We start from the raw sequence: 13517 nt of genomic DNA on the forward strand, positions 1-13517 counted from the left end.
GAATGTTTCCCCTCTATCCCCAATATTGTTGCGAACCTTCTTACGATTAACGTATGAATCAGCTATATGGTTGCGACCTCTTTTTCCCAAGATAATAAAGAATTCGACGGAGATCGACGATTTGCGTCAACCAGGGCATGCTGATTCCCTGAATGCGAATCGCCAGAAGCAGCATTCGCATTGCCTGACTCGGCTCCGTTATTGCCGGTTCCGCCTTCTTCCTGTTCATCCTCAGGCGGATCGGTCGGCGTGCCGCCAACCTCGACATCCCCTGGATCTCCATCGCCATTCGACGCAGTCGTATCCATAATCTCAATCGTAACGCTAAGCGATTGCCCATCCGCCAGAACAGGCTGTACATATGGCGGAAGCTCAAGCTCCAGTGCGACCGTATGCGTCCCCGGTTCAAGACCGGCGACCTTCGCAACTATAGCGACATCATCCAGACCAATTTCAGCAAGCACGGCCTCCGCACCGCTAATCTCCAAATCCAACGTCCCGCTCGCAGGCGTTATAATCTGGGCTGTCAGGCCCGGTTCCGTTCCTGTAATCGTAATCGGCACATTGGACAGCTTCCGGGTCGTGGCCACCTCTACGACAATATCCAGATCAATCTCTCCCGGATTGACCGCTTGAATATGGTCGACCGGCGGCGCCTTCACCTTAATCGTACCCGATTGCTTCACTTTCGTCAGGTCAAGCACCGCACCGTCATAGATCGAGATCGCATCCAGTTCCTCTTGAGGTGCATAGACCGTCACGAAATCCACACTCGGCTTCACGGTTACCAGACTCATCCCCTCTGAGAGCTCTCCTGTGTACCTCACCTGCAGCGGAACCTGCTTGAATGGCAGCGTCACCTTTACCTCCACATGAAGGGTAGAAGGCTGTACAATTGCGTTCGGGATTTCCTGGCCCTCCTTGTCATAGACGACAAGCTTCGCTCTTTTGTTCACGACGGTTTTGTCCGCATTGGACACATCCAGCGACGCCGCCACAAGGCCTACCTTATCCATATCATCCCTTGGCAGCGTCACCTGGACGGAGCGACCGCCCTCCGACTGAATCTCCGGCTCGCCCAGCACAAACCCTGCGGCCGGATCACCATCTATCATTACCTGAGCATCAAAGGTCTTGGTCACGATCTCCTCAATCTGCACCATGACCCGTCTAGGCGACAGCTCCACTTCCTTGATCCCCCGTGGCAGCTTGATTGTCAGCGGCAGCTCCTGAAGCCCCGGCTTCGTCACGCCGGACAAGTCGACATTCACGACATAATCCGCGTTTGTCGCAGCGCGCAGGTTGGATATCTTCCCTTCTACTACGAGTCTGGCTACAGTCGGTTCCATGGCGGTGAGCACGTACTTCTCCTCATCCAGGCCAATCGGAATGATCGTAGCTGCCTCGATAATCTTCGTATCGATGCTGGAGGTTATCGACTGAGGCGATGTCTCCGGGTCTATATGTACGACTGCGAACAACAGTATCCCTAACAATACAGAAATGATTTTCAGCGCAGTAGGATGACTTAGCCATTTATCCATGTCATTCTCCCTTCCGCTTCCATAACGCGGCGAAGCCGCGCTTCTCCTTGTCCTTGCCGTTCGCATTAGTCGTCAATTCTTCGAACAGCTTGGAGATAAGCGATTCTTCGTTGATATCCCGGACAATCATGCCGTTAATTGAGAGTGAGACTTGTCCCGTCTCCTCCGATACGGTAACAGACAGCGCATCGCTCACCTCGCTGACTCCGATGGCGGCGCGATGCCTCGTACCAAGCTCTTTGCTGATAAAAGGATTCTCCGACAGCGGCAAATAACAGCCCGCCGCCATAATCTGACTGCCCCGAATAATGACGGCTCCGTCATGCAGCGGAGAATTCGGAGTGAAAATGTTCATGAGGAGCTCCGATGTAATGCGTGATTCCAAGGGAACACCGGATTCGATCAGCTCCGTCACCCCCGTCTTCCGCTCGAAGACGATCAGCGCTCCGATCTTCCGCTTCGCCATATGCTGCACAGCGCGGATAACCTCTTCCAATTGCTCGCTAAGCGCATTCCGCTCCAATGAAGAGGTCCGGGAGAACAGATTGCCGCGCCCAAGCTGCTCCAGTGCGCGCCTCAGCTCCGGTTGGAAGATAATGACGACGGTAATAATCCCCCATGTGAACATCTGGTTCATCAGCCACTTCAGCGTGTACAGATTGAACCACGTACTGATCGCCCATGTCGCGACAAGCACGAATATGCCCTTCAGAAGCTGCACCGCCCGCGTACCGCGAACGAGCAAAATCAATTTATAAATAATATAGCTAACGATGCCGACATCGATAATATCCTTCAGCCAATCCTGCCATGTCGAATCTGTAAAGTAGCTCATGCGCCAACCCCCAACTGCAGACCACGTGAGTATGTCTAAAATCGCGTTTCAACTTTATTGTTTTCTATATCGGGGATTGGAAATCCTTTATTTTAAAATTATTTTCAGAAATCTTTTCGAAAAAGTTGTAGAAAAAAAGCTTCCCTTGTACAAAAGGGAAGCCGCTATGCTTGTCAATGAGGAATTACACCGCCGAAGGCGGACGTAACCTTGTACCAGAACCAGTCCAACGCCTGGTCAATTGTGCGGCTTTGTCCCGCAATATGTCCGGTCGAAGCCAATACCATGGAGCCGTCGATCACGGTCACGTTGCCGTCAACGGAGCCCTGCACTTCTACCCGGCCATTCTCAACCGTCAGATTGCCCGTCACCTTCACGCCCTCTGGCACAATTACCGTATTGCCGTTAATGACGACATGCTGCAGATCTTCGCCCGATACGACCATCTTGGCGTCCTGATCCCAGGAGGAGAACAAGCTGCCCAGCATGACTAGCAAAAATACAGCCGCGGCGGTCAGGCCCGGATAACGGTACAGGATGCGCATGAAACGATTGCGCTCGGTGCTCTTCGGCTTCGGCAACTGCGACATAATGCGATTCTTCAGATCAGCCGATGCGGCACTGTCCAGCTGCGAAGCCGGCTTGACCGATTCCCAGGCAGCGAATGCCGCTGCATCGGCCTTCTCCAACTGTTCGAGCCGCTCGCTGCAAGCGGAACACGACTTCAAATGCGTTTTTAATTTGGTTATTTCTTCACGTGGCAGCTCGCCGTCCAAGTAGTCATGGATTTTGACGATGGCGACTTTGCATTCCATAGCAGCCATTCCTTTCTTCTATTGCTCGATTATGCGAATGTCATCCCGCTTCGGTCGGGAAGTTTAATTACCTGCTTACGCCTAATGATTCTGCTTACCCCTGACTCTTCCCAAGCTAAGCATGATCTCGTTATAGGATACGTATCAGAAAGAGGGATGTTTCAAAAAAATAAAATGGCTTCAGCTTATAATCGATGCTCCAGCTTTTTGCGAAGAAATTCTCGGCCTCTATGGACACGGGTTTTGATCGTCGTAACCGGCATATCGAGTATATCGCCCACTTCCTGCAGCGACAGGTCCTGTATGTATCTCAGCATCATGACGGATTTATACTTCGGCGGCAGCGACTCCATTGCCTGATGAATGATCCGCTGCGTATCGGACAAGATCAGCTCCGACTCCGGTGTCCGGTTATCGCTTGGAATCATGGAGTAGCCATCCAAGCCGTCATACTCCTGCGATTCGGCATCCAGCGAATAGGTAGGCTTCCGCTTGCGAAGACGGTCAATACATAAATTCGTGGCGATCCGATAAATCCATGTCGAAAACTTGAGCGTCTCGTCAAACCGCTCCAGGTTTTTATAGACACGCAAAAAGGTATCCTGAACAACATCTTCCGCTTCTTGTCTGTTGTTCAACATACGGTAAGCCATATGATAGAGCTTGTCCTGATATAGGTCCACAAGCTCAGCGAACGCTTGCTGGTCGCCTTTCAGTGCGAGCCTCGCAAGCCTATTCTCCAACACGTTCACCTTGTCATTTCCTCCAAACGTTACGATCGCCCATCCCGACCGCCATATAGCGCGGGCGCCTGGAACGATACCTCTACCACCTATGCATCATCTATTCCAATCGGTAACCACTTACAAGGTACATGCAACAAGAAACCTTCTAGAAAAATGGTAATCGACATGAACCCAAAATGCAAGACCAATACGTAAGCGATTAGTCTCATTAGACGGGATTATCGCATTTGACAAGGGAACGCAATCATCTTCCTATTATCGGAATGGGAATATCTAACTATACAGGAAGCCGATCAAGAAAAAAAGAGGCCACTCATCAGCCAACAGCTGATGCAGCGTCCTCTTATCATCACCTACAGAGTGTTCGTCTTCAGCTTCTCCAGCACATCCGTAATCGTCGTCGTTGGAATGGCAAAGCCGATGCCCTGCGCCTGCGCGTTCACCGCTGTGTTCATGCCGATCACCTCGCCCTTTGCATTCAGCAGCGGGCCGCCGGAGTTGCCCGGATTAATCGAAGCGTCCGTCTGAAGCAAATGTTCATACGTATGCTCTCCTTGCTCGTCCTGAATTGTGATCGGACGCTCCTTTGCGCTTAGCACACCCATCGTCAGCGTATGGTCAAATCCGTATGGATTGCCGATTGCCAGCACCCAGTCACCGATCCGCGTCTCATTGGAGTCACCCAGCTTCAAGGCCGGGAACGATCCGCCGCTCGGATGCACAACCTTCAGTACCGCCAAGTCCAGATCATAGCTGGACCCCAGCACTTCGGCCGTCAACGGCTCGTCGTAGCCCTGCACCTGAACCTTCACTTCCGATGCGCCGGAGACGACATGCTCATTGGTTAAGATCAGCCCTTCCTTGTCGAAGAAGAAGCCCGTTCCCGATCCATTCAGCACTTGCGAGCCTTGCTCATTCTGAGGGGGCGTCGTGCTGCCATTCCTGTCCTGTGAGCCTTGTCCGCCGAAAAATTGCTCCAGCCACGGCTCCATATTCATGCCGCCCTGCTGTTGCTTATTCATGCCGTAATTCTCAATCTTTACGACGGCAGGGCTTGCCTGCTCATAGATCGCTGCCATATCGTCCTTTGTATTGACGGACGCGGTGGTGAGTCCCGCATCTTGTCCATTCCCGCCGTTCGCTTGTACGCCAGTTGCCCCCGGTTCTCCTAATAAACCGCCCGTGAACAGGTTGTTCCGGTCTGCGGTATACGTGAAGCCGCCGATCACAAGTGCGCCCGTCAGAAACGCTGCGAATAGCGGGAGCGCCGCATTCTTCTTTTTCCGGCTAGACCGGCCTTGATTCACTTCCCTATAATAAGCTTCGAATTGAGGAGCAGCCAATTGCCTTCCCGCATCTGCATCATTATCGCTTGCCCGCTTGTTGTAGTGGTTCTCTTCGTTCATATCCGTCATCCTCCCTCATGAACTGGTGAGCTTCATAGGTCTATCATGAGGGTTGCACCTTAAATCAATCTTAAGAGGGACTAAAAGCTACATAAATATGAGCGTGTATTAAAAAAACCGCCTCCCCGGTGTCAGAAACCGGGAGAGACGGTATGGAACTTGCTATATAAGCATTAGCCCGTATTGCGAAGGCCGGCTGCAATGCCATTGATGGTAAGCAGCACTTCACGCAGCAGCTCTTGATCGTCTTGATCGTTGGCACGCAGGTCGCGAAGCTCCGTCAGCAGCTGCACTTGCATGTAGCTAAGCGGATCGACATACGGATTGCGAAGACGGATCGACTCTTGGATAACCGGAACGTTATCCAGAATCTCGTCTTGACCTGTAATGCTTAGAATCAGGTTGGAGGTCAGCTCATACTCGGCCTCGATTTGCGAGAAGATGCGATCACGGATGCTTTGCTCCTTGATCATATTTGCATATTCCTTTGCGATGACCAGGTCAGCCTTCGCCAGCGCCATCTGCAAGTTATCGATAAGCGAGCGGAAAAACGGGAATTGCTCGTACATCGTCTTCAGTGTAGCCAGCTTCTCTGCATCGTCGCCAACGTATTGCTGGAGCGCCGTACCGGCTGCATACCATGCCGGCAACAAATAACGGCTTTGCGTCCATGCGAATACCCATGGAATCGCACGCAGATCCTCGAACCGGTCGCTGTTCTTCCGCTTGGAAGGACGCGAGCCAATGTTCAACTCGCCAACCTCAGGCAATGGCGTAGACTCCTTGAAGAATGTCAGGAAGTCCGGATCGCGGAAGATCAGATCCTGATACTTCTTCAGCGCCGTCTCCGAGATCGAACGGGAGATTGCGTCCCACTCGGCTTCGGCGGCAGGCTCCTGCTGCGGATACTTCGCTAGTCTAGCGGAAGTGATCAACGCCCAAGTCGCTTGCTCCAGGCTTCGGTACGCGATTCCTTGCATCGAATAACGGGAGGACAATACCTCGCCCTGCTCCGTAATCTTGATGCCACCGCCAACCGTATGAGGCGGTTGCGCCAGAATACTGCGGTTCAGCGGCATGCCGCCGCGTCCAAGAGCGCCGCCGCGTCCATGGAAGAACTTCAGCTTCACGTCGTACTCTTTGCCGGCAGCGGTAATTTCCTTAAGCGCTACGCGCAGCTCCCAGTTCGCCGTCACTACGCCGCCGTCCTTGTTGCTGTCGGAGTAGCCCAGCATGATCTCATGCAGGTTGCCTCTTGCTTCGACCGCCTTGCGGTAGACCGGAATCTCGAACAGCTCCTTCATGATGCCAGGAGCGGCATGCAGATCGTCGATCGTCTCGAAGAGCGGCACAGATTGCAGTGTGCAGCGGATCGTACCGTCGGCTTCCTTGCGGAACAAGCCAACTTCCTTCGCGAATACCATAACCTCCAGCATGTCGCTGGCAGCTTGCGTCATACTGATCAGATAACTGCTAATGCAGTTCTCGCCGAACTCCTGCTGAGCCCGGTATACCGTCTGATACACGTCCAGACACTCGCGAGTGGATTCGGAGTAGTCCAGATGGCTCGATGTCAGCGGTCGCGGATCGTTCAGCAATTGGTGAAGCAGCTTCGTCTTCTCCTCTTCCGAGAGAGAAGAGTAGTCCTCCACAATATGCATCTTCGCCAGAATCTCCGTCATGGCGTTCTCATGTTCATTGCTATGCTGTCTAATATCCAGTGCCATCAGGTGGAAGCCGAATAGTTCTACTTGGCGAACCAGCTTCGCCAGATCCGTATCAGCTACATAGTCCGCATAATGATGACGCAAGCTGCGGTCGATCACAAGCAAGTCTTCGCGCAGTTCACTTGGATGGTTGTAGCGCATTGGAGTGCCCTTGAGCGACTCATCGCGCGTATTAGCCAGCTTCTCCAGCATGAAGGCGATCTTGATGCGGTACGGCTCGGTAGCCGTACGCCAAGGGTCGACACACTTCAGCTCGACATGCTCTCGGTCGGATTGGATCGATTGCTGCAATTCATCCGAGATCGTCACCAGGTTCGTGCTGAAGCTCAGCAGTTCCATCAGGCCGTTCAGCTTCTCTTCGTACTTGCGGATCGCGAGCTGACGGTGCAGCTGCAGCGTCTCCCACGTTACCTTAGCCGTAACGGACGGATTGCCGTCACGGTCTCCGCCGATCCAAGAGCCGAAGCGAAGGAAGTCAGGCACATGCCAGCGATCCTCCGGATAATACTTGCTCAGGCAGCGCTCCAGCTCTTCGTATACGCTTGGAAGCACCTCGAAGAGCGTCTCGTCAAAGTAGTACAAGCCATTGCGCACTTCGTCAATAACGGTAGGCTTGCGGTCGCGGAGCTCGTCAGTCTGCCACAGGGTCAGAACCTCGTTAAGCAGCTTCTCCTTCAGCTTCTCGCGCTCGCGGAACGTCAGCGTTGGATTGTCCAATTGCATAACGTCCTCTGCAATGCGCTTATGAATATCCAGCACCGCGCGTCGTGTCGCTTCCGTCGGATGCGCCGTCATAACCAGCTCCAGAGAGATGCCGCTCAGAATGTCACTCACATCTTCTACGCCAATCTGGCGCTCCTTCAGATCCTGAATCGCGCTCTCGATGGAGCCGCGCTGCACACTCTCACCCGCAGATACTTCATAGTCACGCTTTCTTCTAATACGATGGTTCTGTTCGGCAATGTTAACCAGTTGGAAGTAAATCGCGAAAGCGCGAATGACCTGATGCCGAATTTCCGGACTTAGGGAAGATACCGTGGACTTGAATTGCTCGAACAGCTCCGGCACAAATTCTGCACGAAGCGCTTTGCTTTGTTCCCGAATTTGCTCAACGATCTCAAGCAGTTCACGTCCGCCTTGATGAACGAGAACCTCGCCGAGAATGTTGCCCAGGAAACGTACATCTCGTCTGAGCAAATTGTTCGTTTGTGTTCGACTAGCCGCTGTTGATGATACAGATTGTTCCGACATACCGTTCCTCCTACAAATCTGTGCAGCAAACCCACTTTGAAAGCATCCGCTCAATCCATACGCACATGCCTATTTCAACTCTTCGTAAGGTTACTCTCACTTTATTGGCGTAATCACTTCTACTATCATACTACAAAACGACACGCCGTTGAAGTCCCGCAGCGTAATCTGTCGCCTTATTCTGACGACTTTCATGATTTACCACAGAAAAGCGCTATAGTATAAAAAAATCCCCCTGCATCGCAGAGGGAGTCGGTTGTGATTACTGGAGCGGGTGATGGGAATCGAACCCACGCTATTAGCTTGGAAGGCTAAAGTTCTACCATTGAACTACACCCGCAAATAAGAATGATGGTCGGGACGACACGATTTGAACATGCGACCCCCTGGTCCCAAACCAGGTGCTCTACCAAGCTGAGCTACGTCCCGAAGTATTGATTCATTCTAAAGTAAGGATGGCGCGGCCTAAGAGATTCGAACTCCTGACCTTTTGATTCGTAGTCAAACGCTCTATCCAGCTGAGCTAAGGCCGCAAAAACTTATGGAGCGGAAGACGGGAATCGAACCCGCGACCCTCGCCTTGGCAAGGCGATGCTCTACCGCTGAGCCACTTCCGCACATTGTTTATATCGTCGCTTTCATCAATTACCGTCGCGGCGACAAGTAATAATATATCATCTTCCGGAGTGAAATGCAACTCCTTTTTCAAAAAAAAGTTGTTCTTTAGAACAAAGCCGCATCCCCCTTGAGAAATGCGGCTTTATCATCCCATAATACCTACTGATATGCAGACTGCCGTCCCGATATCAGATTAGCCTTAAGCGCCTGCAGCCGTAAGCTCTTCTCGTTGTTCACGGCTCTCTTGCTTCATGACACGCTCAGCCACCGGCGGTGCAGCCAGGGCGAACGGAAGACATAGCGGAAGTCCTGTGCGCGGGTCCGGTACAATATCTGCCTCGATATTGAATACCTCGCGCATAATTTCAGGCGTAATAACCTCCACAGGAGATCCCTCGCCTTTTACTACCCCGGACTTAATCGCGATCATATGATGGGCATAACGGGCCGCATGGTTCAAATCATGGACAACCATCACGATTGTCCGATTGTTCATCTCGTTAAGCTTCTGGAGCAAATGCAGAACCTCGAGCTGATGCGCCATATCGAGGAATGTCGTAGGCTCATCCAGGAACAGAATATCGGTCTCCTGCGCCAGAGCCATCGCTATCCATGCACGCTGGCGCTGACCGCCGGACAACTGGTCAACCGGACGATCTGCAAAGTCAGCCATTCCGGTAGCTTCAACCGCCCACTTCACGATTGCGCGGTCTTCTTTGCTTAGCGAGCCAAAGCCCTTCTGGTACGGAAAACGTCCGTAAGCTACCAGCTCAGACACCGTCAGGCCGTCTGGAGCCGTAGGATTCTGAGGCAAGATGGCCAGCTGCTTCGCCACTTCCTTCGTCGATTGCTTATGGATGGATTTGCCGTCCAATAGCACGCTGCCCTTGGAAGGATTCATAATACGCGCCATTGTTTTAAGTATCGTTGATTTCCCCGAGCCGTTAGCGCCAACAAGCGCTGTAATTTTCCCTTGGGGAATGGAAATATTTAAATTCTGAACGATTTTACGTTCCTCATACGAAATATCAAGTCCTGATGTTGTTAACCGAATCATGCCATGCACGCTCCTTCCGCCATCACTGAGCTAACATGCACCAATACAGTGATAACGATTATCAATAATATTAATGATAATCGTTCTCAGACCAATTGTCAATGGCATTCTTCATCCACCCTTCATCCAAGAGGAAAAATATAGCGATCGAGTGAATAAGTAGATTCCTAGATTTGATCAGAGGTCATTGAATTTAGTACACTGTGAGCAAGGGAGTGGATAAACATGATGAACAAACGATATACGCTTGAGGAAGCCAATGCTCTGCTTCCAACCATCAAGCAAGAGCTTCGGCAGCTTCAACGCATGGCTGAGGAACTGGAGGATCACTACACTGCCTACCGCAAGGTCAAAGCCATCTATCAGGAAGGTCAGGGCGATGCCTTGTTTGAATTGGAGAGCAGACTGGATTTCATGCAAGTAGAGCTGAACTTATATATGGAGAACTTTTCACGCAAGGGTGTGCTTCTCAAAATGATCCATCCCGGTCTGCTCGACTTTCCGGCTATTCTAGACGGCGAGGAGGTTCTGCTCTGCTGGCAGGAGGGTGAGCCGCATATTACGCATTACCACGGCTGGACGGAAGGATTTATGGGAAGAAAACCTCATCCGGAGGCGTGAAACTCTCGCATAACAAACAAAAGACCCTTCTGCTCGAAGGGTCTTCTCATGTATGGTGCGCGTAGAGGGACTTGAACCCCCACGGTCGCCCGCTAGATCCTAAGTCTAGTGCGTCTGCCAATTCCGCCATACGCGCGTGGGTAACTCTAGAATTAGATCATACACCATTTCCCGTCAGATTGCAACCCGTTTCGTTCAAAAAAGCCCGGCCTTCGTAGTGAAAGCCGGGCATGTCCGTTATTCGTTAGCATTCCTATGATTATCGATATTAATCGCGTTTAGCCTCTTCATCCTCTTCCACAGCCGCATCCGATCTTGCATTCAATACAAGGGAAGCCTGCAAAATCTGATGGTTGTCCATCTCGATAATAGTCCATTGATTCTTGCCATGATAGATCGGCACAGGTTCATCATCTAATGAAATTAATTGGACTTGAAGCCAACCGCCGATTGTGTCGACATTATAATCGTTGTCGAATTTGATCCCGAATTGCTCCTCAATATCACCTAGCAGCACCCTGCCGCTGAACACATACTCATTCTCGGAAACCTTCATGATATCGGGCTTCTCATCCGCATCGAATTCATCGCGGATCTCACCAACGATCTCCTCCAATATATCCTCCATTGTGATGATACCGGCCGTACCGCCGTATTCATCAATAATCAGGGAAATATGAACGCCCTGCTTCTGCATCTTCAGCAGAACATCTTGCAAAGGCGCGGTCTCATGGATCGCTTCCATATCATGAATCAGTTCTTTCAGAGGCGTTGGACGATTCAACACCAGGTTAGTAACCAGTTCCTTCGCATTCAGGAAACCGATAATTTTATCCTTATCGCCATCCTGCGTAACAGGGTAGCGCGTATATCGATTCTCGTCAATAATGCTCAATATTTCATCATTGCTCATCTTCTCGTCAATGGCAACGACTTGCAGTCGAGGTACCATAACATCTTTCGCCACGCGTTGGTCGAAGGCAAAGATGTTTTGCATATACGAAAGCTCTGTCTGATTAATTTCACCGCTTTGGAAGCTTTGCGTCATAATGATCTTCAACTCTTCCTCGGAGTGGGCCTGTTCGTGACCGGCAGGCTGTACGCCGAAGATGCGGAGAAATACACGCGCAGATCCATTAAGCAACCAAATCAATGGAAACAGGACCTTACCGAACAAGACGAGCGGTCTGGCAAGTAATAGTGTCATCCGTTCTGCATACTGGATTGCCAATGTCTTAGGCGCAAGTTCGCCAAAAACAACGTGCAGGAATGTCATTAACGACAAGGCTAATGCATAAGAGATCGGTGTTGCCCAAGCGTCCGACACGCCCCAATCATGGAATAGCGGATGCAGCAGCTTCTCAATCGTCGGTTCACCTAGCGCACCAAGTCCCAGCGCTGTGACGGTAATACCGAGCTGACAGGCCGACAAGTAGTAATCCAGGTTCGATACCAGCTTCTTCGCTGCGAGCGCTGTCTTATTGCCTTCTGCAATCAACTGATCGATACGAGACATTCTGACCTTAACGACGGCAAATTCCGATCCGACAAAAAATGCAGTTAACACAATTAATAATAATACCAGTAACAAATTGATGACTATGGCTACGTCCAACTGGTTCCCTCAGCTGAGGGATTCACCTCCGTGTATTTTAAAATACTTACCCTATAGCTATACGTCGATCTGAACTTCACGTTTCAATAATTTTCAGACATCTCCACTGCTTTATTATGCTAATATTCAAAGCGGTTAATTCTCGCAGTCTTGCCCTTCACGCCTATATAGCTGTATACCCCGTCTACATCCGACTCAAACTTATTATACAGCCGCCGTTGATTCTCATTAGGCCTAATTCATATGGCTGGTACACGCTAACACCACCCCTTCTTACGGTTAAGTCACTCACGCATACGCATATTCAAACAGCAAAAAACCCTTCTACTCGAAGGGTTTTCTCATGTATGGTGCGCGTAGAGGGACTTGAACCCCCACGGTCGCCCGCTAGATCCTAAGTCTAGTGCGTCTGCCAATTCCGCCATACGCGCATGGGTCTTGCCGGGTAAATAAACTGGTGAGCCATGTAGGACTCGAACCTACGACACCCTGATTAAAAGTCAGGTGCTCTACCAACTGAGCTAATGGCTCTTAATAAAATGGCTGGGGATTCAGGGATCGAACCTGAGAATGACGGAGTCAAAGTCCGTTGCCTTACCGCTTGGCTAATCCCCAGCATTACGGTATGGTGGAGGATGACGGGATCGAACCGCCGACCCTCTGCTTGTAAGGCAGATGCTCTCCCAGCTGAGCTAATCCTCCATGATGGTGACCCGTAGGGGATTCGAACCCCTGTTACCTCCGTGAAAGGGAGGTGTCTTAACCCCTTGACCAACGGGCCTAAATATAAATTCTACCTATCGCTTGTCCTCTGCATGATGACGGATATCCTCAAAGAAGATATGGAGCTCTCAACCGGGATCGAACCGGTGACCTCATCCTTACCATGGATGCACTCTACCTACTGAGCTATGAGAGCATGATGGCTCCCCGAACAGGACTCGAACCTGTGACAACTCGATTAACAGTCGAGTGCTCTACCAACTGAGCTATCAGGGAACATTGCACATTTATGTAAAAATGTGTCCAAGAGCTTCAATTGCTTTAAGACAAGACATCAAAGTGTTTTGCACCTTGAAAACTGGATACGAAAGTAACTGTTGAATCATCCTTAGCAGTAGGATAAGCCCTCGACCGATTAGTATTCGTCAGCTACACACATTGCTGTGCTTCCACCCCGAACCTATCAACCTCGTCGTCTTCAAGGGGTCTTACTAATTGGGAAATCTCATCTTGAGGGGGGCTTCACGCTTAGATGCTTTCAGCGCTTATCCCGTCCGTA

Annotated in this window: 9 protein-coding genes, 12 tRNA genes and 1 rRNA gene; 1 reads left to right on the forward strand and 21 read right to left on the reverse strand. The window is 51.0% G+C overall.

What is annotated here, in order from left to right; all coding sequences use genetic code 11:
• Positions 1-62: 62 nt before the first annotated feature.
• From D3P07_RS21940 to D3P07_RS21990, 11 genes are all read right to left on the reverse strand, one after another.
• Positions 63-1544: a CdaR family protein gene (locus D3P07_RS21940; RefSeq protein ID WP_182914456.1), complete on the reverse strand. Its 1482-nt coding sequence runs from the start codon at positions 1542-1544 to the stop codon at positions 63-65.
• 1 nt (position 1545) lies between these two features.
• Positions 1546-2379: a diadenylate cyclase CdaA gene (gene cdaA / locus D3P07_RS21945; protein WP_119802404.1), complete on the reverse strand. Its 834-nt coding sequence runs from the start codon at positions 2377-2379 to the stop codon at positions 1546-1548.
• A 173-nt stretch (positions 2380-2552) separates the two neighbouring features.
• A complete protein-coding gene (locus tag D3P07_RS21950) occupies positions 2553-3194 on the reverse strand; it encodes a zf-HC2 domain-containing protein (protein ID WP_119802421.1) in 642 nt (213 codons plus the stop codon).
• 185 nt (positions 3195-3379) lie between these two features.
• Positions 3380-3946, reverse strand: coding sequence for an RNA polymerase sigma factor SigW (sigW, locus tag D3P07_RS21955; RefSeq protein WP_119802405.1), 567 nt, complete (start codon positions 3944-3946; stop codon positions 3380-3382).
• Between the two features lie 347 nt (positions 3947-4293).
• The gene (locus D3P07_RS21960; protein ID WP_259391641.1) at positions 4294-5346 is read right to left on the reverse strand and encodes a S1C family serine protease; all 1053 of its coding nucleotides are present in this window, start codon (positions 5344-5346) and stop codon (positions 4294-4296) included.
• A gap of 173 nt (positions 5347-5519) precedes the next feature.
• On the reverse strand, positions 5520-8324 hold the full coding sequence (gene ppc / locus D3P07_RS21965; protein ID WP_119802407.1) for a phosphoenolpyruvate carboxylase: 2805 nt from the start codon (positions 8322-8324) through the stop codon (positions 5520-5522).
• Positions 8325-8590: 266 nt separating this feature from the next.
• Positions 8591-8664 (reverse strand) — tRNA-Gly (locus D3P07_RS21970).
• A gap of 12 nt (positions 8665-8676) precedes the next feature.
• A tRNA-Pro gene (locus tag D3P07_RS21975) sits at positions 8677-8753 on the reverse strand.
• 27 nt (positions 8754-8780) lie between these two features.
• Positions 8781-8857: transfer RNA gene (locus D3P07_RS21980), tRNA-Arg, on the reverse strand.
• Between the two features lie 9 nt (positions 8858-8866).
• A tRNA-Gly gene (locus tag D3P07_RS21985) sits at positions 8867-8941 on the reverse strand.
• A 200-nt stretch (positions 8942-9141) separates the two neighbouring features.
• Positions 9142-9999 carry an ABC transporter ATP-binding protein gene (locus D3P07_RS21990; protein ID WP_119802408.1) on the reverse strand — a complete coding sequence of 286 codons (858 nt, stop codon included), beginning with the start codon at positions 9997-9999 and terminating at the stop codon, positions 9142-9144.
• Between the two features lie 225 nt (positions 10000-10224).
• Here D3P07_RS21990 and D3P07_RS21995 point away from each other — a divergent pair, with 225 nt between their 5' ends.
• The gene (locus D3P07_RS21995) at positions 10225-10620 is read left to right on the forward strand and encodes a DUF2203 domain-containing protein (RefSeq protein WP_119802409.1); all 396 of its coding nucleotides are present in this window, start codon (positions 10225-10227) and stop codon (positions 10618-10620) included.
• Between the two features lie 53 nt (positions 10621-10673).
• On the opposite strand, the gene D3P07_RS22000 is transcribed toward D3P07_RS21995, so the two are convergent.
• The 10 genes from D3P07_RS22000 to D3P07_RS22045 form a co-directional block, all read right to left on the reverse strand.
• Positions 10674-10756, reverse strand: a tRNA-Leu gene (locus tag D3P07_RS22000).
• Between the two features lie 132 nt (positions 10757-10888).
• On the reverse strand, positions 10889-12235 hold the full coding sequence (locus tag D3P07_RS22005) for a hemolysin family protein (protein ID WP_119802410.1): 1347 nt from the start codon (positions 12233-12235) through the stop codon (positions 10889-10891).
• Between the two features lie 348 nt (positions 12236-12583).
• Positions 12584-12666 (reverse strand) — tRNA-Leu (locus D3P07_RS22010).
• A 24-nt stretch (positions 12667-12690) separates the two neighbouring features.
• Positions 12691-12766, reverse strand: a tRNA-Lys gene (locus D3P07_RS22015).
• 9 nt (positions 12767-12775) lie between these two features.
• Positions 12776-12850, reverse strand: a tRNA-Gln gene (locus D3P07_RS22020).
• 11 nt (positions 12851-12861) lie between these two features.
• Positions 12862-12937: transfer RNA gene (locus D3P07_RS22025), tRNA-Val, on the reverse strand.
• A 4-nt stretch (positions 12938-12941) separates the two neighbouring features.
• A tRNA-Glu gene (locus D3P07_RS22030) sits at positions 12942-13016 on the reverse strand.
• Positions 13017-13078: 62 nt separating this feature from the next.
• Positions 13079-13154 (reverse strand) — tRNA-Thr (locus tag D3P07_RS22035).
• A 4-nt stretch (positions 13155-13158) separates the two neighbouring features.
• Positions 13159-13234, reverse strand: a tRNA-Asn gene (locus D3P07_RS22040).
• Positions 13235-13353: 119 nt separating this feature from the next.
• Positions 13354-13517, reverse strand: a 23S ribosomal RNA gene (locus tag D3P07_RS22045); the annotation flags it as partial.

The organism is Paenibacillus sp. 1011MAR3C5, assembly GCF_003591485.1.
Classification (GTDB): domain Bacteria; phylum Bacillota; class Bacilli; order Paenibacillales; family Paenibacillaceae; genus Pristimantibacillus.